Here is a 26,231-nt window from a genome sequence, read left to right as displayed (position 1 = left end):
CCTGCTCGATCACTGCTCTTCGTGCGGTTCCCAGTCGCGGGTGCGTTCGACGGCCTTTTTCCAGCCGGCGTACAGTTTTTCCTTGCCGGCTTCATCGAGCAGCGGCTCGAAGGTGCGTTCGATCACGGCCTTGCCGCGCAATTCGTCCAGGCTGCCCCAGAAGCCGCATGCCAGGCCTGCGAGGTAGGCGGCGCCCAGAGCCGTGGTCTCGCGCATCTGCGGACGCTCCACCGGCGTGCCGAGGATGTCGGCCTGGAACTGCATGAGGAAGTTGTTGGCCACCGCGCCGCCGTCCACGCGCAGGGCGCTCAGGCGTTCGCCGGAGTCCTGTTGCATCGCGTCGAGTACGTCGCGGGTCTGGTAGGCGATCGATTCCAGTGCGGCGCGAATAATGTGGTCCACGCGCACGCCGCGGGTCAGGCCGAAGAGTGCGCCACGGGCATAGGGGTCCCAGTAGGGCGCGCCCAGGCCGGTGAAGGCCGGTACCAGGTACACGCCGTTGGTGTTCTTGACCTTGCTGGCGAAGTATTCGGTGTCGTAGGCGTCGTTGACGATCTTCAGTTCGTCGCGCAGCCACTGCACGGTCGAGCCGCCGTTGAACACGGCGCCTTCCAGGGCGTAGGCCACTTCGCCACGCGGCCCGCAGCCGATGGTGGTGAGCATCCCGTGTTGCGAAGTCACAGCCTTCTTGCCGGTGTTCATCAGCAGAAAGCAACCGGTGCCGTAGGTGTTCTTGGCCTGGCCGGGTTCGACGCACATCTGGCCGAACAGGGCGGCCTGCTGGTCGCCGGCGATACCGGCAATGGCGATGCCGCTCTTGGTGTGGCCGTAGACTTCCGACGACGACTTGACCTCTGGCAGCATCTCGCGGGGGATGTCCAGGGTCTGCAGCATCTTCTCGTCCCACTCCAGCGTATGGATGTTGAAGAGCATGGTGCGCGAGGCGTTGGTGTAGTCGGTGACGTGGACCTTGCCGCCGGTGAATTTCCAGATCAGCCAGCTATCGATGGTGCCGAACAGCAGCTCGCCGTTGCGGGCGCGCTCGCGGCTGCCTTCGACGTTGTCCAGAATCCACTTGAGCTTGGTGCCCGAGAAGTACGGATCGACGACCAGGCCGGTGGTCTGCTTGATGTAGTCTTCCATGCCATCGCGCTTGAGCTGCTGGCAGATCTCGGTGCTGCGTCGGCACTGCCAGACCACGGCGTTGTAGATCGGGCGACCGCTGTTCTTGTCCCACACCACGGTGGTTTCACGCTGGTTGGTGATGCCGATGGCTGCGACCTGGGCGTGGCTCAACCCGGCCTGGGCCAGGGCTTCGACCATGGTCGCGCTCTGGGTGGCGAAGATTTCCATCGGATCGTGCTCCACCCAGCCTGCCTGCGGGTAGTGCTGGGCGAACTCGCGCTGCGAGGTGCCGACGACGTTGGCGTCGCGGTCGAAAATGATGGCCCGCGAGCTGGTCGTGCCTTGGTCCAGGGCGATGATGTAGTTCTTGTTGTCGGTATCGGTCATGTCGATGGCCTTGCGCAAGTTTGAAATAGATGCGGAATGGAGTAGCTGTGCAGGCTCAGGAGGCCTGGACCTTCGATGCGGCCGCCTTGGCCGACTCGTTGAGCGAGTTGGGCAGGTGGCGGGCGATCAGTACCCGGTAAGCGCCGGCGCCCAGGCAGGCACCTACGATCGGCGCCACGATGGGCACGATGAAATAGGGAATCGTACGGCCACCGGTGAAGGCTATTTCACCCCACCCGGCGATAAAGGTCATCAGCTTGGGACCGAAATCCCTGGCCGGGTTCATGGCGAAGCCGGTCAGTGGGCCCATGGCGCTGCCGATCACCGCGATCAGCAAACCCACCAGCAACGGTGCCATGGCGCCGCGCGGAAGGCCATTGTGCTCGTCGCCCAAGGCCATGATCACTCCCATCAGGATGGCGGTGATGACCATCTCGACCAGGAAAGCCTGACCGATGGACAGCGCCGCGTGCGGATAGGTGGAGAAGATGCTCGCCGTTTCCAGGCTCGCCTGCGTGCCGCGGACGATGCCGTGGGTCTGTTCGTAATCGAAGAACAGGCTGCTGTAGAGCGTGTAGACCAGCGCCGCCGAGCAGAACGCGCCGGCAACCTGAGCCAGAATGTAGAAGGGCAGCTTGCGCTTTTCGAAACCGCCGAACAGGCACAGGGCGATGCTGACGGCCGGGTTCAGATGCGCTCCGGACACGCCAGCCGTCAGGTAGATCGCCATGCTCACGCCGACGCCCCAGATGATGCTGATTTCCCATAGGCCGAGGCTGGCCCCTGCGACCTTGAGCGCCGCGACGCAGCCAGTACCGAAGAAGATAAGCAGTGCGGTTCCGAGAAACTCGGCAATGCACTGACCCGACAGGGTCGCTTGTTGCTGTGCGGTCATTGTGTGTTACCCCAATTGTTTTTTTTGTCTGACGCCGTTTTTGGCGCCTGGAATCTGCCGTCGTGCGATCCCCATCGCGCGCCGGATTACAACCTTTCAGCACATTGTACTATCGTGCCTATCTTCGCAAACGAAAAAATATAGACAAGAAACGCCGCTGTCAAAGGTCGAAAGTGAACGAGTTCGTTCAATGGTCGAGAACGGATTCGTCCATTTGCGGCAAAGCCACGGTTGGCGTGGCTTGCCTGCCTGTGTCCTAATGCCGGGCATCGGTTTTATTTGTCTGGAGTCCCTGCATGACACCTGCCCTGGACCTCTTGAAGAAGCATCGCGCCGACCATCGGGTGCATGCCTATGAACACGATCCCAAGGCCGCGTCCTACGGATTGGAAGCGGTCGAAAAGCTCGGCCTGGCCCCGGCTCAGGTGTTCAAGACCCTGCTGGCGGCCACTGAAAAAAGCGAACTGCTGGTGGCAGTGGTGCCCGTGACCGGCACGCTGGACCTCAAGGCACTGGCACAGGCGGCGGGGGTCAAGAAGTGCGAGATGGCCGACCCACAGGCCGCGCAGCGCGCCACCGGCTACCTGCTGGGCGGCATCAGCCCCTTGGGGCAGAAAAAGCGCCTGCGCACGTTCATCGATCAAACCGCAGCGACGATGCCCAGCGTGTATGTCAGCGCCGGCAGACGCGGGTTGGAAGTGGAACTGGCGCCGCAGTTGCTGGCCGAGCATACCCAAGGCTGCTTCGCCGATATCGGCCGTGCTGGATGAACGCAAGAAATTATTCATCGACTCCACGAGTCGAACGCCAATAGCCCACGGCCTGGGCGCTACCCCTTTCCGCTACAGCGAGGAATGCCATGCAACTGGATTTCCATCAGGTCGATGCGTTTACCCAACATCCGTTTGCTGGCAACCCTGCCATCGTCTATCGCCTGGACAGCTGGCTGGCCGACGAACTGATGCAGAAGATCGCTGCCGAACACAACCTGGCCGAGACCGCGTTCATGGTGCGCGAGGCTCAGGGCTGGCACATCCGCTGGTTCACGCCGCGCACCGAAGTGCCCTTGTGCGGTCATGCCACTCTGGCCAGTGCCTACGTTTTGTTCCACGTCTATGGCGAAACCGCGACCAGCCTGTCGTTCGCCAGCCGTTCCGGCACCCTGACCGTCAGCCGCGAGGGCGACCGCCTGTGGCTGGATTTCCCGGCCATGATGCCTGAAGAACAACTGGGCCTGACGCTGGATGTGGAGCGTGCGCTGGGCTGCGAGGCGGTCGATGTGATGGCGGCAACCTCACTGTTCGTGCTGCTGGAGTCGGAGCAGGCAGTGCGCGAATGTCAGCCGAACATGGCGGCGCTGGCTCGCTTGCCCTGGCCTGGGGTGATCATCACCGCACGGGGTGATCATCACGATTTTGTCTCGCGCTATTTCGCCCCGGCCATTGGCATCGACGAAGACGCGGTGACCGGTTCCACCCACTGCAGCCTCATTCCGTACTGGTCCAAGCGCCTGGTCAAGACCAGCCTCAGCGCGTACCAGTGCTCGGCCCGCGGGGGCGAGCTGTTTTGCCGCAGGGAAGGCGATCGGGTCAAGATCGGCGGCTATGCCACGCTGGTCAGCAGCGGGCGGCTACTCCTGGGCCCGCAGCTCTGATTCATCCGCCGCCGAAATGCTGGCCTGGCCATCGAGCAACGCCATGAATGCCCGGGCGGCGTTCGACAAGGTTCTCTCGGTGTGCAGGATGTAGCCCAGCTGCCGACTCAACTGCACACCGGGCAGTACGAAGCGCGCCACCTGATCGTCGAGCATGGTGCGCGGCAACACACTCCATGCCAGTCCAATCGACACCATCATCTTGATGGTTTCCAGGTAGTTGGTACTCATGGCGATGTTGGGGCTCAGGCCCTGAGCCTCGAACAGACGACTGACAATGTGGTGGGTGAAGGTATTGCCGCCGGGAAACACCGCCGGATGTTCGGCGATATCGCTCAGCTTCACCGCGTCCTGCAGGGCCAGCGGATGTTCAGGTGCGGCGACGAAATCCAGCAGGTCATGCCACACCGGCACCGAGCGCACCAGGTGGTGGGGCTCGGGCGCGAGGGTGATGACCGCCAGCTCCGCCCGACCGTGGAGAATCTCCTCATAGGCCACTTCCGAATCGAGAAACTGAATGTCCAGGGCGACCTTGGGGTACATGCGCGTGTAGGTGCGCAGCAGCGGGGGTAATCGGTGCAGGCCGATATGGTGGCTCGTGGCCAGAGTGAGCCGACCGGTGACGTCACCGCTGAGGTTGGTCAGGGCGCGACGGGTGTCTTCGAGCACGTCGAGAATTTGGTAGGCCCGCGGCAGCAGCGCTCTTCCGGCCTCGGTCAGATTGACTTCCCGACCCAGCCGGTCGAACAGCCGCACACCCAGCTGCTGCTCCAGACTGGCAATGCGTTTGCTGATCGCAGGTTGAGTCAAATGCAGGCGATCCCCGGCTCTGGAGAAGCTGCCCACTTCGGCAATGGCGATAAAGGCATTGAGACTGGCCAGGTCCATGAACCGATTCCTTTTGGTTATCCAAAGTATGAAAATTATGAATTTGAGTTATTCAAGATAACCCCATAGCATCATCCCTACAAGCCAAGCGGTTATTGGCATAGAAAGATTAGAAACACTGATGAGGAAACGTCTGATGGCCGGCAAAACGCTCTACGACAAGCTCTGGGATTCGCATTTGGTCAAGCAGCGCGACGATGGTTCGGCGCTGATCTACATCGACCGTCACATCATCCACGAAGTGACTTCGCCCCAGGCGTTCGAAGGGTTGCGATTGGCCGGCCGCAAACCATGGCGCATCGACGCCAACATCGCCACGCCCGATCACAACGTACCGACCACCCCGGAGCGCAAGGGCGGCATCGGTGCCATCGCCGACCAGGTGTCGCGTCTGCAGGTGCAGACTCTGGACGACAACTGCGATGAATACGGCATCACCGAATTCAAGATGAACGACGTGCGCCAGGGCATCGTTCACGTGATCGGCCCGGAGCAGGGCGCGACCTTGCCCGGCATGACCGTGGTCTGTGGCGACTCGCACACCTCGACCCACGGTGCCTTTGGTGCCCTGGCTCACGGTATCGGTACCTCGGAGGTCGAGCACGTGCTCGCCACGCAGTGCCTGGTGGCCAAGAAAATGAAGAACATGCAGGTGCTGGTCGAAGGCACCTTGCCGTTCGGTGTCACCGCCAAGGACATCGTGCTGGCCGTGATTGGCAAGATCGGCACCGCTGGCGGCAATGGCCATGCCATCGAGTTCGCCGGCAGCGCCATTCGCGATCTCTCGGTGGAAGGCCGCATGACCATCTGCAACATGTCCATCGAGGCTGGCGCCCGCGTGGGTCTGGTGGCCGCCGATGAAAAGACCATCGCCTACGTCAAGGGTCGCCCGTTCGCGCCTCGTGGCGGCGATTGGGACAAGGCGGTGGAGTCTTGGAAAGGGCTGGTGTCCGACGCCGATGCCCATTTCGACACGGTGGTGCATCTGGATGCCGCGCAGATCAAGCCACAGGTCAGCTGGGGCACCTCGCCGGAGATGGTCCTGGCCGTGGATCAGAACGTGCCGGATCCGGCCCGTGAGGCGGATCTCGTCAAACGCGGTTCCATCGAGCGTGCCTTGAAATACATGGGCCTGACCGCCAACCAGGCGATCACCGATATTCAGCTCGACCGTGTGTTCATCGGTTCGTGCACCAATTCGCGCATCGAAGACCTGCGCGCCGCCGCCGTCATCGCCAAGGGCCGCAAGGTGGCCTCGACCATCAAGCAGGCGATCGTCGTGCCGGGCTCGGGCCTGGTCAAGGAACAGGCCGAAAGCGAAGGCCTGGACAAGATCTTTCTCGAGGCGGGCTTCGAGTGGCGCGAACCGGGCTGCTCCATGTGCCTGGCGATGAACCCGGATCGGCTGGAGTCGGGCGAGCATTGCGCGTCGACCTCCAACCGAAACTTCGAAGGCCGTCAGGGCGCCGGTGGGCGTACCCACCTGGTCAGCCCGGCCATGGCCGCCGCCGCCGCCGTTGTCGGCCGTTTCGTCGACGTTCGTGAATTGATCCAGGGGAGCGCAGCATGAAAGCCTTTACTCGTCACACCGGCCTGGTCGCTCCGTTGGATCGTGCCAACGTGGACACCGACCAGATCATTCCCAAGCAGTTCTTGAAGTCGATCAAGCGCACCGGCTTCGGCCCGAACCTGTTCGACGAGTGGCGCTACCTGGATGTCGGGCAACCTTACCAGGACAACTCCAAGCGCCCGCTGAACAAGGATTTCGTGCTCAACCATGAGCGCTACCAAGGCGCCAGCGTGTTGCTGGCGCGGGAAAACTTCGGTTGCGGTTCCAGTCGCGAGCACGCGCCGTGGGCGTTGGACGAGTACGGTTTCCGCACCGTGATCGCGCCCAGCTATGCCGACATTTTCTTCAACAACAGCTTCAAGAACGGCCTGCTGCCGATCATCCTCAGCGATGCGGAAGTCGATGAGCTGTTCAAGGAAGTCGAGGCGGCGCCGGGTTACCAGCTGACCGTGGACCTGGCCGCGCAGACTGTCCCCAGCCCGAGCGGCAAGGTGTACAGCTTCGAGATCGACGAGTTTCGCAAGCATTGCCTGCTCAACGGCTTGGATGATATCGGGCTGACCTTGCAGGACGGGGAAGCCATTGCGGCGTTCGAGGCCAAGCATCGGGCGAGCCAGCCCTGGTTGTTTCGCGATTGATTGATTGATTGATGTAGGCAGGATTGGCCTCTTCGCGGGCAGAGGGCTCGCCGCCCGCCCCGCTCCCACCCGTTCCCTTCATGACAGATAAGTGGAGACCCTGTGGGAGCGGGGCGGGCGGCGAGCCCTCTGCCCGCGAAGGGGCCGGCAAGGCCACCACAAACCCAGGCACAAGGAAGCCCAGTCCATGACCTAGCACAGCCAAGTCGTGCAGAAACAGTTCGGCGAGCAGGCCTCGGCCTACCTGAGCAGCGCCGTTCACGCCCAGGGCGCGGAATTTGCGCTGCTTCAGGCGGAACTGGCCGGCCAGTCCCAGGCTCGATTGCTGGATCTGGGTTGCGGCGCCGGGCACGTCAGCTTTCACTGCGCGCCACTGGTCAAGCAGGTGGTGGCCTATGATCTGTCGCAGCAGATGCTCGATGTAGTCGCCAGCGCCGCTCACGAGCGAGGGCTGGGCAACGTCAGCACCCAGCTCGGCCCGGCCGAACAGCTGCCGTTCGCCGATGGCGAATTCGACTACGTGTTCAGCCGCTACTCGGCTCACCACTGGAGCGACCTGGGCCTGGCCCTGCGCGAAGTGCGCCGGGTGCTCAAGCCCGGTGGCGTGGCGTGCTTCATCGACGTGATGTCGCCGGGCAACCCTCTGCTCGATACCTATCTGCAGAGCGTGGAAGTGCTGCGCGACACCAGTCATGTGCGCGACTACAGTGCCGGCGAATGGCTGAGCCAGATCAATGCGGCCGGGCTGCAGGTGCGCGGGCATACACGCCAGCGCCTGCGCCTTGAATACGTGTCCTGGGTCGAGCGCATGCGCACCCCTGAGGTCATGCGTGCGGCCATCCGCACCTTGCAGCAAGCCGTGGGCGCCGAGGTGCGCGAGTATTACCAGATCGACGACAATGGTTCGTTCAGCACCGACGTGCTGGTGTTGTGGGCCCAGCGTTGAGCATTCATTCACGGTCTGCCCGAGGGCGCGCCGTATTACCGGAATTAACGAGGAAAGCATGAGCAAGCAGATTCTGATTCTCCCAGGCGACGGCATCGGCCCGGAAATCATGGCCGAAGCGGTCAAGGTGCTGGAGCTGGCCAACGACAAGTTCCAACTGGGCTTCGAGCTGGCCCATGACGTGATCGGTGGCGCAGCCATCGACAAGCACGGCGTGCCGCTGGCCGATGAAACCCTGGAACGCGCCCGTGCCGCCGATGCGGTGCTGCTGGGCGCCGTGGGCGGTCCGAAATGGGACAAGATCGAGCGCGACATACGCCCGGAGCGCGGCCTGCTGAAAATCCGTTCGCAGTTGGGCCTGTTCGCCAACCTGCGTCCTGCCATCCTTTATCCGCAACTGGCGGACGCTTCCAGCCTGAAGCCGGAAATCGTTGCCGGGCTGGACATCCTCATCGTCCGTGAGCTGACCGGCGGCATCTACTTCGGCGCCCCCCGTGGCACCCGTGAACTGGAAGGCGGCGAGCGCCAGGCGTACGACACGCTGCCCTACAGCGAGAGCGAAATCCGCCGCATCGTGCGCGTGGGCTTCGACATGGCCCAGGTCCGCGGCAAGAAGCTCTGCTCGGTGGACAAGGCCAACGTATTGGCGTCCAGCCAGCTGTGGCGCGAAGTGGCCGAAGAGATCGGCAAGGATTATCCCGATGTCGAGCTGAGCCACATGTACGTCGACAACGCCGCCATGCAGCTGGTGCGGGCGCCGAAACAATTCGACGTGATGGTCACTGACAACATGTTCGGCGACATTCTTTCCGATGAGGCGTCGATGCTCACCGGCTCCATCGGCATGTTGCCCTCGGCCTCCCTGGACGCCCACAACAAGGGCATGTACGAGCCGTGCCACGGTTCGGCACCGGACATCGCCGGGCAGGGCATCGCCAACCCGCTGGCGACCATCCTCTCGGTGTCGATGATGCTGCGCTACAGCTTCAATCAGCACGCGGCCGCCGATGCCATCGAGCAGGCGGTCAGCCTGGTCCTGGACCAGGGCTTGCGCACCGGCGACATCTGGTCCGAAGGCAACGCGCGGGTCGGTACGCAGGAAATGGGCGATGCAGTAGTCGCCGCGCTGCGGAATCTGTAATCTCTTGGGCCCGCTGCGACTTTCAATCGAAAGCAGCGGCCCACTTTTCAAGAAGGTGTAGTTGCGATGAAACGTGTAGGTCTGATCGGTTGGCGCGGCATGGTCGGTTCCGTGCTCATGCAGCGGATGCTGGAAGAGCAGGATTTCGATCTTATCGAGCCGGTGTTTTTCACCACCTCCAATGTGGGCGGCCAAGGGCCTGCGGTGGGCAAGGACATTGCCCCGCTCAAGGATGCCTACAGCATTGAAGAGCTGAAGACACTCGACGTGATCCTGACCTGCCAGGGTGGCGACTACACCAGCGAGGTATTCCCCAAGCTGCGCGAGGCCGGCTGGCAGGGCTACTGGATCGACGCCGCCTCCAGCCTGCGCATGCAGGATGACGCGGTGATCGTGCTCGACCCGGTCAACCGCCGCGTGATCGACCAGCAGCTCGATGCCGGCACCAAGAACTACATCGGCGGCAACTGCACCGTGAGCCTGATGCTCATGGGCCTGGGCGGCCTGTTCGAGGCCGGTCTGGTGGAGTGGATGAGCGCCATGACCTACCAGGCGGCGTCCGGTGCCGGTGCGCAGAACATGCGCGAGCTGATCAAGCAGATGGGCAGCACCCACGCCTCGGTGGCCGATGACCTGGCCAACCCGGCCAGTGCCATTCTGGACATCGATCGCAAGGTGGCCGAGGCCATGCGTGGCGAGGGTTATCCGACCGAGAACTTCGGTGTGCCGCTGGCCGGCAGTCTGATTCCGTACATCGACAAGGAGCTGCCGAACGGGCAGAGCCGTGAAGAGTGGAAGGCTCAGGCCGAGACCAACAAGATCCTGGGTCGCTTCAAGAGCCCGATCCCGGTGGACGGCATCTGCGTGCGCATCGGCGCCATGCGCTGCCACAGTCAGGCGCTGACCATCAAGCTGAACAAGGACGTGCCGATGGCGGACATCGAAGGCCTGATCAGCCAGCACAACCCATGGGTCAAACTGGTACCCAACAGCCGTGAAGCGAGCATGCAGGAACTGACCCCGACCCAGGTCACCGGCACGCTCAACATTCCGGTCGGGCGCTTGCGCAAGCTGAACATGGGCTCGCAATACCTGGGCGCGTTCACCGTCGGCGACCAGCTGCTGTGGGGCGCCGCCGAACCGTTGCGCCGCATGCTGCGGATTTTGCTGGAGCGTTGATTTCCTCAGGTTCGCTGGGTTCCCCCAGCCGAACCGCACCGACCGCCGCCGCGGCTTGCGCCGCTGCTACAGGGTGCGCGGTCTCTGTAGCAGTGGCGCGAGCCGCGTCCGGGTTCATCGCGTTCTTTCAGGCATACCGCGTTCATCGCCGACGCGGCTTGCGCCGCTGCTACAGGGTGCGCGGTCTCTGTAGCAGCGGCGCGAGCCGCGTCCGGGTTCATCGCGTTCTTTCAGGCATACCGCGTTCATCGCCGACGCGGCTTGCGCCGCTGCTACAGGGGGCGTCGGCGGTTACCGGTTTTCGAAGGCTTCCAGCGCGTGGTTCAGGCTGGCCGTCGACAGCTCGCCCAGATGACTGCCCAGCAGCTTGCCGTCGGCGCTGTAGAACAGCGTGGTTGGCAGTGCGACCGAACCCAATGCGCGGCCCAGATCGCCCTGGCTGTCGAATGCCACCTGTTGCAGATCCAGCCCCATCGTTCCCGCAAAGCTTGTGATGATCTGCGCGGTTTCCCCGTGGTTGACGAACAGAAAACGTACCTGCGGATGGCGTTTCTGCATGTCCAGCAGCACTGGCATTTCCCGTCTGCAAGGCGGGCACCAGCTGGCCCAGAGATTGATCACCAGCGGTTGCCCTGAGTAACTGCGAAGCGCCACAGGCTCACCTGCTGCAGTGTGCAGGGTGACGTCGGGTAATTGCGCGTGGCGTTCCTGCAGGTACCACTGGCTGGCCAGACTGGTGACGGCCCAGAACATCAGGCCGCTGACCAGGCTTGTGCCCAAGGTGACCCGCGCCAGTGGGCGCCGCCAGGCATACACCAGCGCCGTCACGCCGCTGACCGCCAGCCCCGGCCACAGCAGGAAGCCGCCATCGCGGATATCGGGAATCTGCCACGGATCGGCACGGTACTGCGCCCAGTAACGCATCACGAAAGCGACGCGTGCCACCACCAGGCACAGCAGGAACAGGCGAAAGATCAGCACTTCAGGATTGCTGCCCAGCCCTCGCCGCGACATCTGCCAACCCACGACGCTGGCCAGGCCCAAGGCCAGCAGTATCAGCAGGTGATGCAGGGAAAGCGCGAATGGCCCCACGGAAAGGCTCAGCATCGGTAGGGGTCTCTTGAGGTGATGAAGCAAGTATGGCGGCACTCAGGTTAACCGACGGTTAACCCAATCCGCATGAGCCGTCCGCGGCCGCGAACGGGCAGCCCGGCCCCGACAGTCACACCGCGCTGCATTTTTCGCGGCCGATGCCCGTCGTCACGGGCGTTTGCGCGCATAATGTTGTGTTAATCACGGCCTGTCACCGTGGGCATTTATCCTTCGAGCGCTGTCATGCACGTATTGCTTTGCGAAGACGATGACCTGATCGCCAGCGGCATCGTCGCCGGGCTCAATGCCCAGGGTCTGAACGTCGATCGGGTGGCCACGGCTTCTGCCGCCCAGGCCATGCTGCAGGCCGCCAGCTTCGATGTGATGGTGCTGGATCTTGGGCTGCCCGACGAGGATGGTATCAAGCTGCTGCAACGGTTGCGCCACAAGGGCGAGGCGCTGCCGGTGCTGGTGTTGACCGCCCGCGACAGCGTCAGCGATCGGGTTGCTGGTCTGCAGGCCGGCGCCGACGACTACTTGCTCAAACCCTTCGACCTGCGTGAACTGTGCGCGCGCCTGCACACCCTGCAGCGCCGAGTGGCCGGGCGGACCCTGAACATGATCGAACACGGCCCTTTGCAACACGACCCCAGCACCCGCCAGACCTGGCTGGCCGGCCAGGCCGTCGACCTGTCCCGTCGCGAGCAGGCGCTGTTGTACGCCCTGCTGCAGAACCGAGGCCGCGTGCTCTCGGGCGAGCAGCTCAAGGACAGTGTCTATGGCTTCAGCGACGAAGTGGAAAGCAATGCGTTGAACGTTCACATCCACCATCTGCGGCGCAAGCTGGGCAACGGCATCGTCGAAACCGTCCGCGGCCTGGGCTATCGCTTGGGGCCGGCCCAGGCCGCAGCGCAGGAGCCGCAATGAGCCTGCGCCTGCGCTTGAGTCTGATTCTGGGCACGGCCTTCGTGCTGATCTGGGCGCTGGCTGCGACCTGGATGTTCCGCGACTTGCGCAGCCAGATGATGTTCTCTCTCGACCAGCGCCTGGTGGCGTCGGCGCGCATGGTCGCCGGCCTGGTCGATCGGCTGCCGCAACCGTTGTCCGCGCAGGGCGAGGGCACCCGCTTCAGCGCCGATCAATGGAGCATCCCCGACGGTATCGCCTGCCAGGTCAGCTCTCTGCGTGGTGAAATCCTCGCCCGCAGCCATGGCAATGCCGATCAAGTGCTGGATGACCAGCGCACCGGCTTCCACGATCAGGAGATCGATGGCGAACACTGGCGCAGTTTCACCCTGGCTCGGGACGATGTGCGGATCACCACCGCAGACCGCGAACTGGAACGCGAGGCGTTGAACCGTTCGGTACTGCTGGCCGCTTCCGCACCGGTACTGATGGCCCTGCTGGGTAGCATCGCGATGCTCTGGCTGGGCATCGGCAAAGGCCTGGCGCCCCTCAATCGCATGTGCGAGGCGCTGCGCAAGCGCGACGTCGATGCCCTTGAACCGCTGGCGCTGAAGTCGCTGCCCAGTGAGTTGCAACCGCTGCTGGAAACCCAGAACCAGCTGTTCCTGCGCATCGGCCGTACTCTGGAGCGGGAGCGGCAGCTGACCGGTGATGCGGCCCATGAACTGCGCAGTCCCTTGACCGCGATCAAGACCCACCTGCAGGTCGCCCGCATGACGGCCGGGCTCGCCCACGAACAGGCGCTGGGCCATGCCGAGGAGGGCGCCGACCGCCTGCAGCGCACCCTCGAACAATTGCTCTTGCTGGCAAGGGTCGAAGGCAGCCTGTCGTTCGACGATGGCGCACCGTGCAGCGCCGAACAGGTGGCGCGCCTGGCCATCGGCGACGCTCGCCCGGAGGACCGCTGGCGGGTCGAATTGCACGTCCCGCCGCGGCTGCCATCAATAGCCTTGGGCATGCCATCGACCCTGGCGGTACAGGCACTGCGCAACCTGATCGACAACGCGTTGCGGCACAGCCCCGATCAGGCGCCGGTCTGGCTGACGCTGGCCACGGAGCCTGGCTGCGTATGCTTCACGGTCCGTGACTTCGGCCCTGGCATCGCCGCCCAAGACCTGGAACACCTGACCCAGCGCTTCTGGCGCAGCCGTTCCAGCACCGGTTGCGGGCTGGGCCTGGCCATCGTTCAGGCGATCGCCCAGCGTTGCGGCTGTACCCTGCACTTCGACAGTACCGAAGACGGCTTGCGCGTCAGCTTCAAAATCCCGTTCCGACCGGTGTGAACGCCGTTGGCTCAGCGTGCCGACAGCGCGCTGGCCAGTTGCTGCGAATCGCTGAAGGTCTTGATGTCCACCACCACGCCATCCTTGAGCTCCAGCCACTGCACGGTTTCGCGGTCGCCGTCGTAGCGCGGTGCGACGCGGCCTTCCTGGTCCAGCAGAATGCGATAGTTGAGTTTCTTCATGCCGGGAATGGCGATCCACTTGGCCACCGACGGCATGCGCTCGATGTCGGCGATATAGGCCGCATGTCGCGACTCGAGAAAGTCCTTGGGCCGTTTTTCCATGGCCGTACCCATCAACTGGGCGGCGTCCATGCTGCGCGCGACGATGATCAGTTGGGTCTCGTCGCTGAGCGAGTAGGGTTGTTCGAACTGATCGAGCAGGGTCCAGGGGGCCAGCCGTTCGCCGACTTCCGTGGCCTGGGCGGTAAGGGACAGCAAGCTGAAAAGTAATGCGCAGCAGTATTTCATTGCGGCAGGGTCCTGGGACAGTGGGGCTCACATTAGAGCGGATCGGCCACCGGGGTACAAAGGTTTAGCGGCCCGGTGCGCGACTTTTTCGCACGCGCGCGTCCGGCCCGGTATTGTCGCCATGCGGCCTCATGGCACAATTGCGTATGTCCAGACCTCAATGCCCTCGCTGCCAACGCCCTCAGGCCCTGTGCTTGTGTGCGTTGATCCCGAACCTGCCCAGCCGAACGCGGGTGCTGATCCTGCAGCATCCCAGCGAGGTGAATCACGCGCTGAATACGGCGCGCCTGGCCGCGCTTGGACTGCAGAACTGCGAGATCAAGGTCGGCGAAGTCTTCGCTGACCTGGCCCGGTGGCTGGCGCAGCCAGGCTATCAGCCCTGCCTGTTGTTTCCCGATGAGCGCAGTGAAGCCTTGAGTGTCTACGCGCCGGATGCCCAGCCAAGGTTGCTGGTGGTGCCCGACGGCACCTGGCGCAAGGCGCGCAAGCTGCTGCACCTCAACCCGTTGCTCGCCGACCTGCCCAGGGTTCAGCTGGCCGCTGCCGAGCCCTCGCGTTATCGGCTGCGCAAGGCACCTGGTCCTGGCGCGCTGTCGACCCTGGAGGCCATCACCCAGGCCCTGGAAGTACTTGAAGCGCCGGCCTCGTTCCAGGCGCTGCTCAAGCCCTTCGACGCACTCATCGAAGGGCAGATCGCCGCCATGGGCGAAGACGTGTATCGACGCAACCATCAACGCCAGTAACCATCAACGCCAGTGATGAATCGGCCAGCCAGCCTTCTCGGCGTGCTCGCGCAGTACCGGGTCGGGATTGACCGCATGGGGGAAGGGCACTTCCAATAGCAGCGGCAGGTCGTTGCGTGAGTCCGAATAGAAGCTGGCCCCCTCCAGGGTTTCGCCCTCGTCGTGCATCCATTCGCGCAGGCGCTTGATCTTGCCCTCGCGGTAGGTCAATACGCCGACCGTATTGCCACTGTAGCTGCCGTGGTTGAGTTCCAGGTCGATCGCCAGCACGTCGTCGACACCCAGGCGTTCGGCAATGGGCTGAACCAGATGAACACCGGAAGCGGAAATGATGAGGATGCGATCGCCGGCTGCACGGTGTGCGGCGATGGTGCGGGTCGCATCGCTGAAAATGATCGGCTCGATGAAGTCCTCGACCCAGGGCCCGACCAGGTGTTCGACCTCCTCAGGCGAGCGCCCGAGCATCGGCTCCAGGCTGAACGCCATGTAGTCCTCCATGGCCAGCCGGCCTTCGCTGTAGGCCTGCATCAACTCGTGGTCGCGTTGCATGAAGGACTCGGGGTCGACCCAGCCCAGGCGACCCATCTGCTCGCTCCAGAGTGAAGAGCAGTCGCCGTGGATCAGGGTTTCGTCGAGATCGAAAATCGCTAGAGCCATATGAAACCTCCCTTGGAAAGGTGCTCAGGCTACCGCACAAAGCGCATCCGGCCCAATCGTCAGGGACACCCGCTGGCCGTCGGGCAGCAGGTCGGCGGCGGTGCGGTTGAGCACATCCACCACCAGCAGTACGCCATGGGCCTGCACGCGGTAGCGGATCACGTTGCCCAGCAGGCTGTGGCTGCGGATTTCGCCCTCCAGCGTGCCGCTCGGACCCAGCTCGATGGCTTCCGGACGAATCGCCACCCGGGTATGGATCGGTCGCTGCAACAGGGCACTGGCCTGGGCGGCATCGAGCAGGTTGTAGTTGCCGATGAAACCGGCGGCGAAGGCGTCCGCCGGTGCCGTGTACAGGCTTTGCGCGTCGCCGCTCTGGATGATGCGGCCCTTGTTCATCAGGAAGATGCGGTCGCTCATGGTCAGCGCCTCTTCCTGATCGTGGGTGACGAAAATCGTAGTCAGCCCGAGTTCGCGCTGGATCTGCCGGATCTGTTCGCGCAGGTGCTTGCGGATGCGTGCATCCAGCGCCGACAGGGGCTCGTCGAGCAGCAGCAGACGCGGCCGGGTGACCAGCGAGCGGGCGAGGGCGACCCGCTGGCACTGTCCGCCGGACAATTGATGGGGGTAACGCTTGGCGAACTCGTCCAGTTCCACCAGCGCCAGCACTTCGGCCACGCGGCGGGTGCTTTCGGCGCCCTTGACCTTCTGCATGCGCAAGCCGAACGCAACGTTCTGTTCCACGTTCATGTTGGGAAACAGCGCATAGCTCTGGAAGACCATGCCGATGTCGCGCTTCTGCGGACCGAGCGGGGCGAGGTCCTGGCCATCGAGCAGGATGCGCCCGCCGTTGATCGGCGTCAGTCCGGCGATCGCCCGCAGCAGGGTCGACTTGCCGCAACCGGACGGCCCGAGCAGGGTGATGAATTCGCCCCGTTCGATGGTGAAGCCGATATCGCTGAAGACTTCGGTGTTGCCGTAGCGCTTATCCAGTCTTTCGACGCTGACGAAGCTCATATCAGTCTTTGTCCTTGTTCAAGCGGTTCGCACCCCAGGTGAGCAGCAACACGAAGAAGAAATAGGAAATCACCAGCGCGCTGTTGAAGTGGCCGCTGCTGTTGCGCATGTTGTTCAAATAAACCTGCAGGGTTTCGTAGCGGGTGCCGACCAGCAGGTTGGCGAACACGAACTCGCCGAACAGGAACGAGAACGACAGCAGCAGGGCGATCATCAGGCCCTTGCGCAGGTTGGGCAGCACTACCAGAAACGCTGCCTGGAAGGTGCTGGCGCCCAGCAACTGGGCAGCGTCCATCAGATCGCGCAGGTTGATCGCCTGCAGGTTGTTGGTGATGGCTCGGTACATGAAGGGCAGGGCCACGGTGAAGTAGCAGCCGATCAGGATCCACGGCGTGCCGACCATGGCCAGCGGTCCCGAGCCGTACAGGTTCAACAGGCCCACGGACGACACCACGGGCGGCACGGCGAAGGGCAGCAGGATGAGGATGTTCATCAGCGCATCCAGCCTGGGGAAGTGGTAGTGCACGGCGAACAGCAGCGGCAGGATCAGCAGCACCGACAGCACCAGCGCGCCCACGCAGACCACCAGCGATTGACCGAAGGCCTGCAGGAACCGCGGATCGCCCCACAGTTGCAAATACCATTTGAAGGTCAGGCCGCTGGGCAGGATCGACGCCGACCAACTGGTGGCCAACGAATACAGCAGGGTGCCGGCCAAGGGCAGCAGCAGGATCAGGAACAGCAGCCACACCACGACTCTGTGGTAGAGGCCGGGGGCGTTGTGTTCAGCGCGCGACATGGTAGCTCCTGCGCAGCAGCCATTGATGGGCCAGGGTGACCAGGGTCATCAGCCCCACCAGAATCATCGCCAGGGCGCTGGCCAGGTTGGGGTCCAGGCTGATGTCGCCGGCCACCATGGCGGCGATGCGGATCGGCAGCACGTTGAAATTGCCGGTGGTCAGGGCATACACCGTGGCATACGCGCCCAGGGCATTGGCCAGGAGGATGACGAAGGTACCCAGCAGCGCCGGGGTCAGCACCGGCAGGCCGATGTAGCGCCAGTAGGCCCAGCCGTTGGCGCCGAGCAGGGCGGCGGACTCGCGCCAGTCTTCGCGCAAGGCGTCGAAGGCGGGGTACAGCAGCAGGACGCCCAGCGGGATCTGGAAATAGGTGTAGGTGATGATCAGGCCGGTCTTGGAGTAGAGATTGAAATCGTCGATCAGGCCGCTCTGCTTGAGTGCCAGGGTGATCGCGCCGTTGAAGCCCAGCAGGATGATGAAGGCGAAGGCCAGCGGTACGCCGGAGAAGTTGCTGGTCATGTTGGCGAAGGCGCTGACGAAATCCCGCAGCCGCGAGTCGACCCGGCGCAGGGAGTAGGCACCGATGACGGCGATGACGATGCCGAACAGGCTCGACCAGAAACTGATTTCCAGGCTGAACTGGATGGCCTGGCGGTAGAAGCGCGAGCCGAAAGCCTTGCTGAAATTGTCCAGGCTCCAACCGGCATCGGTTTGCACGCTGTGGATGGCCACCCAGGCGAGGGGGGCGATCTGGAAGACGATGAAGAACAGGGCGAAGGGCGCCAGCAGGAGCAGGGCCAGGGTTCTGCCGCGGGTGGGGGTGGTCACTGCTGGAGGGCTCCGGGGTTGCGGGGTATCAGGGGGTTGGTGGTGGCTGCTTCGCGGGCAGAGACCCGCTCCCACAAGGAGTGACGCTTCTGCTCCTGTGGGAGGGCCAGGGTTCTGCCGCGGGTGGGGGTGATCACTGCTGGAGGGCTCCGGGGTTGCGGGGTGTCAGGAGGGGTGGTGGTGGGTTCTTCGCGGGCAGAGACCCGCTCCCACATAGGCGCAGTCCGAGTCTCTGTGGGAGCGGGTCTCTGCCCGCGAAGGGGCCCTACCTGATGCACCTCAGGCAATCACTGCATCTCGAAGATGACCTGTTCCTGCCACTGCTGGGGCAGGGCCTTGGCGCTGGCTTCCCACACGTCCGGGTTCTTGATCGGCGTGACGTTGCGGTACTGCTCGGCCGGCAGCAGCTTGGCCGCGACATCTTCCGGCAGCTTGATGTGGTCGGCCCGGATCGGCCGCGCGTAGCCGCGCGCCAGGTTGATCTGGCCGGCATCGCTGAGGATGTACTCACGCGCCAGCTTGGCTGCATTCGGGTGCTTGGCGTACTTGTTGATGATGGTGGTGTAGCCGGAAATCACCGAGCCATCCGAGGGGATCAACACGTCGAAGCGTTTCGGATCGATCTGATCGCGGTAGCTCAGGCCGTTGAAGTCCCAGACCACACCCACCTCGATCTCGCCTTTTTCCAGGGTCTGGATGGTCGGATTGGCCAGCGACAGGCGCTTCTGTTGCGCCAGTTCGGTGAACAGTTGCAGGCCAGGGGCCAGGTTGCTCTCGTCGCCCTTGAACGCGATGGCCGCGGCGAGTACGCCGTTGGCCGCCTGGGCTGCTGTGCTGACGTCGCCGATCGCCACCTTGTACTTGCCGTTCTTCAGATCCGCCCAGCTTTTGGGCGCGTCTTCGGCTTTGACCAGTTGCTTGTTGATGATGAACGCGATGGTGCCGGTGTAGGCCAGCATCCAGTGGCCATCGGCGTCCTTGGCCCAGTCGGGGATCTGCGCCCAGGTGGAAGGCTTGTACGGCTGGGTCACGCCCTGTTTGGTGGCAATGGGGCCGAACGCTGCACCGACATCGCCGATATCGGCACTGGCGTTGTCCTTCTCGGCGGCGAACTTGGCCACTTCCTGGGCCGAGCTCATGTCGGTGTCCATGTGCTTGAGGCCGTACTTGTTGGCCAGGTCTTCCCAGGTACCCTTCCAGTTGGCCCAGGCATCGGGCATGCCGACGCTGTTGACCGTGCCTTCGGTCTTGGCCGCGGCTTCCAGGGTTTGCAGATCGGTATCCGCGGCCGAAGCCAGGTTGCACAACGCGATGCTCGAACCTAACAGTGTGGCCAGGAAAAGCTTTTTCATCCGGTGCTCCTATGGGCGCCTATCGAAACGAGGGGACTGTCGACGATTGGATTGATCAGGATCAGCAATACCCGAGCCAACGTAGGAGACGCGCGTGACATTTTGACGTCGAGCGCGTCGGCCGCAGGCATGCTCAGGGCTGTCAGGCCCCTGGAAATCAAGCGTAGACGAGATTTGCCGTTTCGATCGATACGGCGCGAGGGCAGTTGCAAGCAGGGATGTACGGAGCGCTAGCCGGGCAGGGCCGCCAAGCGGGCCCCGCAAGGCGCAGGGGGATCAGTGGTTCACGGTAAAGGCCAGCATCGCCGACAGCTGACACATCGGCCGGCCGCTTTCGGCATGCCATTGGTTGAATGCGGCCTGCACGGCCGCCTGATCGCGCTTGGAGCTGGGCACCTTGTCGACGATCTCCTGGGCGTTCAGCGCGGCCACCACGTCCCAGCTGGGAATGAAAGTGTCCTTGCCGATCATGCGCAGGAAACGCGGCGCCGACAGCCCACCCATCTGGTTGCCGTGCTTGGCGATGTACTGCCACAAGCCGGTGATGTCTTCCACCGGCCAGTCGGCGATGAAATCACCGAAACTGCCGTGTTCCATGGCCACGTCGAGAATCATCTGGGCGTTGCGCGGGACGCTCTTGAGCTTGCCGAAATGGCGAATGATGCGGGTGTCCTGCATCAGCCGTTCCAGGCGCTCGGCGCCCATGAGCACGATCTTCTCCGGGTCGAAGCCGAAGAACACTTCTTCGAAGGCAGGCCACTTCGAGTCGACCAGGCTGTGCTTGAGGCCCGCCCGAAAGACCCGCAGGGCCATGGTCGACAGGTAGCGGTCGGCGCTGATCTTGCGCAGTTGCGTCGGCGACTTGGCCGTGGGCAGACGCGCCTCCAGCGCTTTCTGCGAGCCGAAGCGATTAAGGCAGTACTCGTTCAGCCACTTGTAGTCTTGCATGGAACCGGTGTCCTCAACTGCTGGATGAATGCACGGGCAGGTCGCCTTCGCGCAGCCAGACCTCGTCGATGCGGTGGTCCGGTGCCTTGTGCAGAACCATCTGCGCCCGATCGCGGGTCACCAGGATGTTTTCCGTGAGGTTCTTCAGGTTGACCTCTTCCCACAAATAGTCGGCGCGCGCCTGTGCAGCGTCGCCCGATAGAGTGGTCAGGCTCATGAAGCGTTCCATGTACCAGTGACGAATGTCGGCGGTAGGGGCATCCAGGTAGATGGAGAAGTCGTGGGCGTGGTCCAGTTGGAGGATGTTCAGCCCCTCCAGAATCAGGATGTCCGGCTGGTCGATCAGGTGGAAGTGCTCGTCGATGTCCTTGATCGCCTGGGAATAGACCGGGACCTGCAAACCACGAACGCCCTGCCTGAGATCATGCAGGAAGGCCTTCAGGTCGTCGGTGCGGTAGCTCTCCGGGAAGCCCTTGCGCGGCATCAACTGACGCTCCTCCAGGATCCGGTTGGGATACAGGAATCCATCGGTGCTGACCACCTCGACCCGCGGTGCTTCCGGCCAGCCCTCGAACCGTTCCTTGAGCAGCGTGGACAGGGTGCTCTTGCCCACGGCGACGCTGCCGGCGATAGCCACCACGAAGGTGTGCCGATGGCCTTGATAGTGCTCGCGGATGTGTTCGCTGATCCAGGCCAGCGGCGACTCGTCGCCGAACGCCATGGCGGGGTACTTGGTGTAGGCGTGGATGCTCAAGCGTGGCCCGCCATCGTGCGATGCACTCTACGATCGGACTTAGCCACGCGCAGTGCTCAGCAGCTGTGCGGTCTGGCCCAGGCGTTTGCCCAGTGCCCGACACAGGGTTTTCTCGTGCTCGTCGAGCACGCGCTTGCCATCGGCACCGGCATGGTGGCTGGCACCGTAGGGGGTGCCGCCGCCCTGGGTTTCCACCAGGGCCGACTCGCTGTAGGGCAACCCGGTGATGAGCATGCCGTGGTGCAGCAGGGGCAGAAGCATCGACAACAGGGTGGTTTCCTGACCGCCGTGCAGGCTGGCGGTGGACGTGAACACTCCGGCCGGCTTGCCGACCAGGTCGCCGCTGAGCCACAGGCTGCTGGTGCCGTCGAGGAAGTACTTGAGCGGCGCGGCCATGTTGCCGAAGCGCGTCGGGCTGCCCAGGGCCAGGCCGGCGCAGTTCTTCAGGTCGTCGAGGCTGGCGTAGACCACGCCCTGCTCGGGGATCGACGGTGACACGGCTTCGCACTCGGTCGAAACCGCCGGCACGCAGCGCAGGCGCGCTTCCAGCCCACTGGCTTCGACGCCGCGGGCGATCTGGCGGGCCATCTCGGCGGTGGCGCCATGGCGGCTGTAATAGAGCACCAGGATGTAGGGTGTGTTCACGCAATGATCTCCAGTACGTTTTCCGGTGGCCGGCCGATCACCGCGCGTTCGCCGTTGACCAGAATGGGCCGCTCGATCAGCTTGGGATGCGCGGCCATGGCTTGCACCAGGTGTTCCTCGCCCAGGGTGGCGTCGGCCAGGTCCAGGGTTTTGTATTCTTCTTCACCGGTGCGCAACAGTGCCCTGGCACTGATGCCCAGCTTGCCCAGCAGCGTGTGCAGGGTGGCGGCATCGGGAGGCGTTTCCAGGTAGCGCACGATGACGGGCTCGAGCCCACGGGCTTGCAGAAGCTCCAACGCCGCGCGGGATTTGGAGCAGCGCGGGTTATGGTAAAGGGTCAGATCGGTCATGGGAAAAGTCGCCTCCGGCATCCAGTGGCGGGTATTCTAACCACGTGGCGATGATCGGTCGCCTTTTTCGCATAGCTGCAGGAATGAGGAAGGGTAGATCCATGAAATGGCGTATCAAGGCCCGCTTCGCACCGTTGGCGGGCCTGCTGTTGGCGGTCGCGCTGCTGGGTGGTTGTGGGGGTGACTACGGCCCTGATCAGCATGGCAACCCGGTCAGCGCCAAGACGCTGGACAAGCACTGGCTGGTGGTCAACTACTGGGCGGTGTGGTGCGGACCCTGCCGCCGCGAGATTCCCGAACTCAATGCCCTTTCGCAGAGCCTGCAAGGGCAGGGCGTACGGGTGCTTGGGGTGAACTTCGACAACCTCCAGGGTGAGGAATTGAGCGCCGCCGCCCAGACGCTGGGGATCGATTTCCCGGTACTGGCCCAGGACCCGGCGCCGCGTTTCGCCCTGCCGCGCAGCCAGGGGTTGCCGGTCACCTACATCATCGATGACCAGGGCAAGCTGCGCGAGCAATTGATGGGCGAGCAGACCGCCGCTGGCATCAAGGCGCGTCTGGCGGCCTTGCAGGGCAACGGCAACTGAGTTGCGCTCCAGGACCGTGCTCACCTGACGCCATTGCGTTCCAGACGATAGGCGCTGACCGCCTCGTACACTGCCTTGCGTAGGCGATTGATGCCGCCGATGGGGCGATGCGCCTCGATCCCGTGCCAGGGGCTGAAACTGAGGTTGTCGCACATCAGGTTCTGCTTGGGTGTGTCGAAATCCTGAGCCGGCACCTGGATGTGGGCCACGGTCTGGAAGGGCGCGTCGCTTTCCTTCCATCGCACGCTGGTGTCTTCGATGGGCATGTAGCGCGTGGCGTCCTGTGTCTGGATCTGCAGGGCGAAGCAGGCCGGCTGACGATCGGTGGACAGCTGCTGGTACAACGCCGAGCGCAGGAAGTTGGGCACGTCGCGATTCTGCGCCGGTGGCGTATAGGCCGGGCATGTTCCCGCTTCCGGGGTGACGCGGAACTTGGCGTTGAGGTTGCCGAACTTGTACGGCGACACGGAAAAGTAGGTGGTCAGCAGCGGGCTGGGCGGTGCTTCGGACAAGGTCGCCAGGGCGATGAACAGGTGCCGCACCTGCCATTGGCGCGGATCCCAGCCTGGCAGAAAGGCCATCACCTTCTTGCCGTCGGCCTGGGCCGCCACGTTCTGGCGATACTCGGCCACGTCGCTGACGAAGAAGTTGGCATGGTTGAACATGACGAAATCCTGCTCGCCGCGTCCCCGCTGGCTGGGCAGCAGCTGATCGCCGGGCACGCCCAGCAGCTTGATGGCCATGCCGCGTGCGTCCTTCATGTTGTCGAACTGCGGATAGGCGTTGCCGTTGGACAGCCGCATCCAGGCTTGCCAGGTCTTGCCCGGTTCGCTGAACACACCCTGGCGCAGTGCCGGATCCAGATCGGTGGCCACGCTGACCTGCGCTTGCACGCAGCCATGCGCCTTGGCGTGGGCGTCGCGCAGGTAGCGGGTGGGTTCGCGGTGCTGGTCGACGATGCGGATGGCGGTCTGGATGATGTCCTGGGTCATTGCCGCTTCGCCGGCGGGGATCTGCTCCTGGGCCGAGACCGGTCCGGAGAACGTCCAGGCGTACCACAGCGTGGCCAGCAGCCAGCCCAGCAGGCCCAGGGCAATCAGCCCCAGCACCGTCTTGAACAGCCAGGTACCCAGACGCAGCCAGAAGCGGCCGATGGGGCCGGGCGGCGTCGAATCGATCGAGGGACGGTTGTTCATGGCAGTCGTTTCTCCAGTGGTCCACCCAGGACCTTGAGGTATTCGAGCAGCGCCCAACGCTCCTCGGGCTGCAGCAGGCGACCGATTACCCCAGCACCCAGCGGGCCGTCGCGGAATTCATGGCCGCTGTTGGCGTTGCCGGTCAGGCGCGTGTCGTAGAGAAAGCCGCCGGGGAAGGCTTCGCTGCGATAACCCAGGTGCGCCGGGTCGTATTCCAGGTTGCCACGGTAGAAGGTCACCGAGCGCTCGTCCTGAGGCGACAGCAGTTGATAGAGGCTGGGCACCGAACCGTTGTGCAGGAACGGCGGGGTGGCCCAGACGCCGGCCAGGGGCCGGGCCTTGTACGCGCGCAGTTCACGCACGCCGATGTCCATGCCGAAGCCGTTGAGCCGTGCCTGTTCCTGCGGGCCGATGCCGGCCTGGCGGTAGGCCCGCGCCTCGACGAAGGCAGTGACGTAGGCCAGTGCCTTGGCCACGGAAATGTGCTTGAGGTCGAGCGGCTCGTTGGGGTCTTCCAACTGCACGTTCATGGTCTTGAGGGCCTGCACGTCCCAGTTCAGCGCGCTGACATCGAAACGATGATCGGCGATGTTGTTGGCAGCGGTAGGGTCGGTGCCCATGTAGTCGACCGAGCGCATCTGCAGCTTGGCCACGGGGCGCGGTCCGCTGTGGTCCACCGGGGGCACGTGGCAGGCCGCGCAGTTTTCCTGGAACAGCTGCCGGCCCTGGGCGGCACGGGTCAGATCGACCTGGCCCAGCACCGCTTCGGGCCACTGCGGCGCGGGCAGACGCTCCACGGCTTGTTCGATGCGGTACAGGTCCATGACCCGCACGCTCGAGGGGTAGCGTTCGTCGCCCATCAGGGGCTGGCCGTGGGCGTCGAAGAACTCCAGGGTCGCCCCCACGCCCAGCGCCTCACCGATGTTGCGCGCCATCGGCTGCTGGGCCGAACCGTTCCACTGCACCCAGTCGAAGGTCCAGATGTCCCACAAGTGTGGATAGTCGACCGGCGCGTTGGCGACGCGATAGTTGTCGGCACTGATGGCGTCGCCGAAGGTGGCGTTGGCGATGCGGCCAAACGCATCGGCGCGGCCGGGCCCTTCCTGGACGGGGTACAGGCCGCGATGGGTGTCGTTCCAGGCGGTGTGCAGGATGCTGTTCAGCGAGGCCTTGAGCGCTGCACGCAGGGCGTCGTGCCCGGCCTCGTAGCCTTGCTCGCCGAGCACCGCCAGGGCGAAGCGCTTGAACTTCCAGGGATTGTAGTAGGTGGCCGCCATGCTCGCCGCCAGGGCCTGGCCGAAGTCGCCGCCGCGCAGGGTCGGCACCGTGGCGGGTAGCACGTGCTGCGCGGTGCCGCCGTCTACCCGCAGCGCCGTACCGTTGAAGCGCAACTCACCGGTGTGGCAGGCGGCGCAGCTGATGTCGAGAAACTGCGTGTCGCCGTTTTCGCCGGGGTGCCGGGTGAAGCCTATGGGCAAGTCGTGCGGATTCTGGGCGTGGCCCGGTTCGATCAGGAAGCCGAAACGGCCGAGGTTTTCCGGCGCCGCGAAACGCTGCGTGGAAAACGGCTGTTCCAGGTTGACGAACCAGTCGTAGTGCAGGCCCTTGACCTGGGTCCCCTGGGGGGTGAAGTAGTAGGTGTCGCGGTCGGCGTCGCTCCAGTCCTGCAGGTAGTGCAGGTCGCGCGCAGGGCTGTAGGCCGGCAGGTTGGGGTAGGCGATGTAGTAGGCGATGACGGCGACGGCCAACAGCGCGGCCACCAGCACGATCATCACGCCTCGAATGAGCAAGCGCATGGGCACGGTCCTTGTGATAAGCGCGGCTTTATGCCTGAAAAACCCAGTGATGGCAACTGGCCTTTAGTCTAGTCCCGGCAATCTTTCCATAGAGCGCAGGCGCCCGTCGCATCGGTGCCAGCCGGTGGTGCGCGACGCACATAAAGGGTGCAGGTCGCGGTCGATACGCCGGACCTGCGACCGGCTCCTTCCTTTCTTCGCTACGGTTCAGGTGATTGTGGCGCATGGATTGCAAGCCTGCGCACTACACAATGCAATCGATGCCGATTGCCTCCCACACGACAACGGTGCCGTGCTGCCCGCTCTGATGAGCGCAGGCAGCTGGCG

At 63.8% G+C, this 26,231-nt stretch carries 27 protein-coding genes; 11 read left to right on the top strand and 16 right to left on the bottom strand.

The annotated features are described in order from the left end of the window. Window positions 1–9: 9 nt before the first annotated feature. Together glpK and AC788_RS13400 are read right to left on the bottom strand one after the other, a co-directional pair. Window positions 10–1,512: a glycerol kinase GlpK gene (gene glpK / locus AC788_RS13405; RefSeq protein WP_049861084.1), complete on the bottom strand. Its 1,503-nt coding sequence runs from the start codon at window positions 1,510–1,512 to the stop codon at window positions 10–12. A 55-nt stretch (window positions 1,513–1,567) separates the two neighbouring features. Then, on the bottom strand, window positions 1,568–2,407 hold the full coding sequence (locus AC788_RS13400; protein WP_049861083.1) for an MIP/aquaporin family protein: 840 nt from the start codon (window positions 2,405–2,407) through the stop codon (window positions 1,568–1,570). A gap of 296 nt (window positions 2,408–2,703) precedes the next feature. Here AC788_RS13400 and ybaK point away from each other — a divergent pair, with 296 nt between their 5' ends. Together ybaK and AC788_RS13390 are read left to right on the top strand one after the other, a co-directional pair. Then, window positions 2,704–3,177, top strand: a complete 474-nt coding sequence (ybaK, locus tag AC788_RS13395; RefSeq protein WP_049861082.1) for a Cys-tRNA(Pro) deacylase — start codon at window positions 2,704–2,706, stop codon at window positions 3,175–3,177. An 89-nt stretch (window positions 3,178–3,266) separates the two neighbouring features. Further along, complete coding sequence (locus AC788_RS13390; RefSeq protein WP_049861081.1) at window positions 3,267–4,061, top strand: PhzF family phenazine biosynthesis protein; 795 nt, start codon at window positions 3,267–3,269, stop codon at window positions 4,059–4,061. Here the strand turns inward: AC788_RS13390 and AC788_RS13385 are convergent. Beyond that, on the bottom strand, window positions 4,038–4,949 hold the full coding sequence (locus tag AC788_RS13385; protein ID WP_049861080.1) for a LysR family transcriptional regulator: 912 nt from the start codon (window positions 4,947–4,949) through the stop codon (window positions 4,038–4,040). The genes AC788_RS13390 and AC788_RS13385 overlap by 24 nt on opposite strands. Window positions 4,950–5,085: 136 nt before the next feature. On the opposite strand from AC788_RS13385, the gene leuC reads away from it, so the two are divergent. From leuC to asd, 5 genes are all read left to right on the top strand, one after another. Then, on the top strand, window positions 5,086–6,519 hold the full coding sequence (leuC, locus tag AC788_RS13380; protein ID WP_049861079.1) for a 3-isopropylmalate dehydratase large subunit: 1,434 nt from the start codon (window positions 5,086–5,088) through the stop codon (window positions 6,517–6,519). Continuing rightward, the gene (leuD, locus tag AC788_RS13375) at window positions 6,516–7,157 is read left to right on the top strand and encodes a 3-isopropylmalate dehydratase small subunit (RefSeq protein WP_049861078.1); all 642 of its coding nucleotides are present in this window, start codon (window positions 6,516–6,518) and stop codon (window positions 7,155–7,157) included. The genes leuC and leuD overlap by 4 nt, the downstream gene beginning before the upstream one ends. A 208-nt stretch (window positions 7,158–7,365) precedes the next feature. Continuing rightward, complete coding sequence (locus AC788_RS13370) at window positions 7,366–8,103, top strand: class I SAM-dependent methyltransferase (protein ID WP_049861077.1); 738 nt, start codon at window positions 7,366–7,368, stop codon at window positions 8,101–8,103. Between the two features lie 58 nt (window positions 8,104–8,161). Beyond that, the gene (gene leuB / locus AC788_RS13365) at window positions 8,162–9,244 is read left to right on the top strand and encodes a 3-isopropylmalate dehydrogenase (protein ID WP_049861076.1); all 1,083 of its coding nucleotides are present in this window, start codon (window positions 8,162–8,164) and stop codon (window positions 9,242–9,244) included. Window positions 9,245–9,310: 66 nt separating this feature from the next. Next, complete coding sequence (gene asd, locus AC788_RS13360) at window positions 9,311–10,423, top strand: aspartate-semialdehyde dehydrogenase (RefSeq protein WP_049861075.1); 1,113 nt, start codon at window positions 9,311–9,313, stop codon at window positions 10,421–10,423. Window positions 10,424–10,714: 291 nt separating this feature from the next. On the opposite strand, the gene AC788_RS13355 is transcribed toward asd, so the two are convergent. Continuing rightward, a complete protein-coding gene (locus tag AC788_RS13355; RefSeq protein WP_049861074.1) occupies window positions 10,715–11,530 on the bottom strand; it encodes a TlpA disulfide reductase family protein in 816 nt (271 codons plus the stop codon). A 228-nt stretch (window positions 11,531–11,758) separates the two neighbouring features. On the opposite strand from AC788_RS13355, the gene AC788_RS13350 reads away from it, so the two are divergent. Further along, window positions 11,759–12,442: a response regulator gene (locus tag AC788_RS13350; RefSeq protein WP_049861073.1), complete on the top strand. Its 684-nt coding sequence runs from the start codon at window positions 11,759–11,761 to the stop codon at window positions 12,440–12,442. Next, window positions 12,439–13,764: a sensor histidine kinase gene (locus tag AC788_RS13345; protein WP_049861072.1), complete on the top strand. Its 1,326-nt coding sequence runs from the start codon at window positions 12,439–12,441 to the stop codon at window positions 13,762–13,764. The genes AC788_RS13350 and AC788_RS13345 overlap by 4 nt, the downstream gene beginning before the upstream one ends. An 11-nt stretch (window positions 13,765–13,775) precedes the next feature. Here the strand turns inward: AC788_RS13345 and AC788_RS13340 are convergent, their stop codons facing one another. Further along, the gene (locus AC788_RS13340) at window positions 13,776–14,234 is read right to left on the bottom strand and encodes a hypothetical protein (protein ID WP_049861071.1); all 459 of its coding nucleotides are present in this window, start codon (window positions 14,232–14,234) and stop codon (window positions 13,776–13,778) included. A gap of 146 nt (window positions 14,235–14,380) precedes the next feature. Here AC788_RS13340 and AC788_RS13335 point away from each other — a divergent pair, with 146 nt between their 5' ends. Then, on the top strand, window positions 14,381–14,977 hold the full coding sequence (locus AC788_RS13335) for a tRNA-uridine aminocarboxypropyltransferase (RefSeq protein ID WP_049861070.1): 597 nt from the start codon (window positions 14,381–14,383) through the stop codon (window positions 14,975–14,977). 3 nt (window positions 14,978–14,980) lie between these two features. Here AC788_RS13335 and AC788_RS13330 read toward each other — a convergent pair whose 3' ends face one another. The 9 genes from AC788_RS13330 to arsC all read right to left on the bottom strand — a co-directional run bounded on the left by AC788_RS13330 (window position 14,981) and on the right by arsC (window position 22,325). Then, window positions 14,981–15,634 carry an HAD family hydrolase gene (locus tag AC788_RS13330; protein WP_049861069.1) on the bottom strand — a complete coding sequence of 218 codons (654 nt, stop codon included), beginning with the start codon at window positions 15,632–15,634 and terminating at the stop codon, window positions 14,981–14,983. 24 nt (window positions 15,635–15,658) lie between these two features. Then, window positions 15,659–16,648 (bottom strand): ABC transporter ATP-binding protein, encoded by a 990-nt coding sequence (locus AC788_RS13325; protein WP_049861068.1) that lies wholly within the window; start codon window positions 16,646–16,648, stop codon window positions 15,659–15,661. Between the two features lies 1 nt (window position 16,649). Beyond that, window positions 16,650–17,447, bottom strand: coding sequence for an ABC transporter permease (locus AC788_RS13320; RefSeq protein ID WP_049861067.1), 798 nt, complete (start codon window positions 17,445–17,447; stop codon window positions 16,650–16,652). Next, the gene (locus AC788_RS13315; protein WP_049861066.1) at window positions 17,434–18,276 is read right to left on the bottom strand and encodes an ABC transporter permease; all 843 of its coding nucleotides are present in this window, start codon (window positions 18,274–18,276) and stop codon (window positions 17,434–17,436) included. Before AC788_RS13315 ends, AC788_RS13320 begins: the two co-directional genes overlap by 14 nt. A gap of 287 nt (window positions 18,277–18,563) precedes the next feature. Then, complete coding sequence (locus AC788_RS13310) at window positions 18,564–19,628, bottom strand: ABC transporter substrate-binding protein (protein ID WP_049861065.1); 1,065 nt, start codon at window positions 19,626–19,628, stop codon at window positions 18,564–18,566. A 276-nt stretch (window positions 19,629–19,904) separates the two neighbouring features. Continuing rightward, window positions 19,905–20,576, bottom strand: coding sequence for a DNA-3-methyladenine glycosylase I (locus AC788_RS13305; RefSeq protein WP_049861064.1), 672 nt, complete (start codon window positions 20,574–20,576; stop codon window positions 19,905–19,907). Between the two features lie 13 nt (window positions 20,577–20,589). Next, window positions 20,590–21,330, bottom strand: coding sequence for a type I pantothenate kinase (locus tag AC788_RS13300; protein ID WP_049861063.1), 741 nt, complete (start codon window positions 21,328–21,330; stop codon window positions 20,590–20,592). Between the two features lie 39 nt (window positions 21,331–21,369). Then, on the bottom strand, window positions 21,370–21,975 hold the full coding sequence (gene wrbA / locus AC788_RS13295) for an NAD(P)H:quinone oxidoreductase (RefSeq protein ID WP_049861062.1): 606 nt from the start codon (window positions 21,973–21,975) through the stop codon (window positions 21,370–21,372). Further along, a complete protein-coding gene (gene arsC, locus AC788_RS13290; RefSeq protein ID WP_049861061.1) occupies window positions 21,972–22,325 on the bottom strand; it encodes an arsenate reductase (glutaredoxin) in 354 nt (117 codons plus the stop codon). The genes wrbA and arsC overlap by 4 nt, the downstream gene beginning before the upstream one ends. A 101-nt stretch (window positions 22,326–22,426) precedes the next feature. Here arsC and AC788_RS13285 point away from each other — a divergent pair, with 101 nt between their 5' ends. After that, a complete protein-coding gene (locus AC788_RS13285; protein ID WP_049861060.1) occupies window positions 22,427–22,912 on the top strand; it encodes a TlpA disulfide reductase family protein in 486 nt (161 codons plus the stop codon). 20 nt (window positions 22,913–22,932) lie between these two features. Here the strand turns inward: AC788_RS13285 and AC788_RS13280 are convergent, their stop codons facing one another. Both AC788_RS13280 and AC788_RS13275 read right to left on the bottom strand, forming a co-directional pair. Further along, a complete protein-coding gene (locus AC788_RS13280; protein ID WP_049861059.1) occupies window positions 22,933–24,108 on the bottom strand; it encodes a catalase family protein in 1,176 nt (391 codons plus the stop codon). After that, window positions 24,105–25,904 carry a di-heme-cytochrome C peroxidase gene (locus AC788_RS13275; protein ID WP_049861058.1) on the bottom strand — a complete coding sequence of 600 codons (1,800 nt, stop codon included), beginning with the start codon at window positions 25,902–25,904 and terminating at the stop codon, window positions 24,105–24,107. The genes AC788_RS13280 and AC788_RS13275 overlap by 4 nt, the downstream gene beginning before the upstream one ends. Window positions 25,905–26,231: the final 327 nt, after the last annotated feature.

The organism is Pseudomonas sp. RIT-PI-a (genome assembly GCF_001187875.1).
Classification (GTDB): domain Bacteria; phylum Pseudomonadota; class Gammaproteobacteria; order Pseudomonadales; family Pseudomonadaceae; genus Aquipseudomonas; species Aquipseudomonas coleopterorum.
The sequence above is the reverse complement of the archived record's forward strand: the minus strand, read 5'-3'. Positions and strand labels throughout refer to the sequence as shown.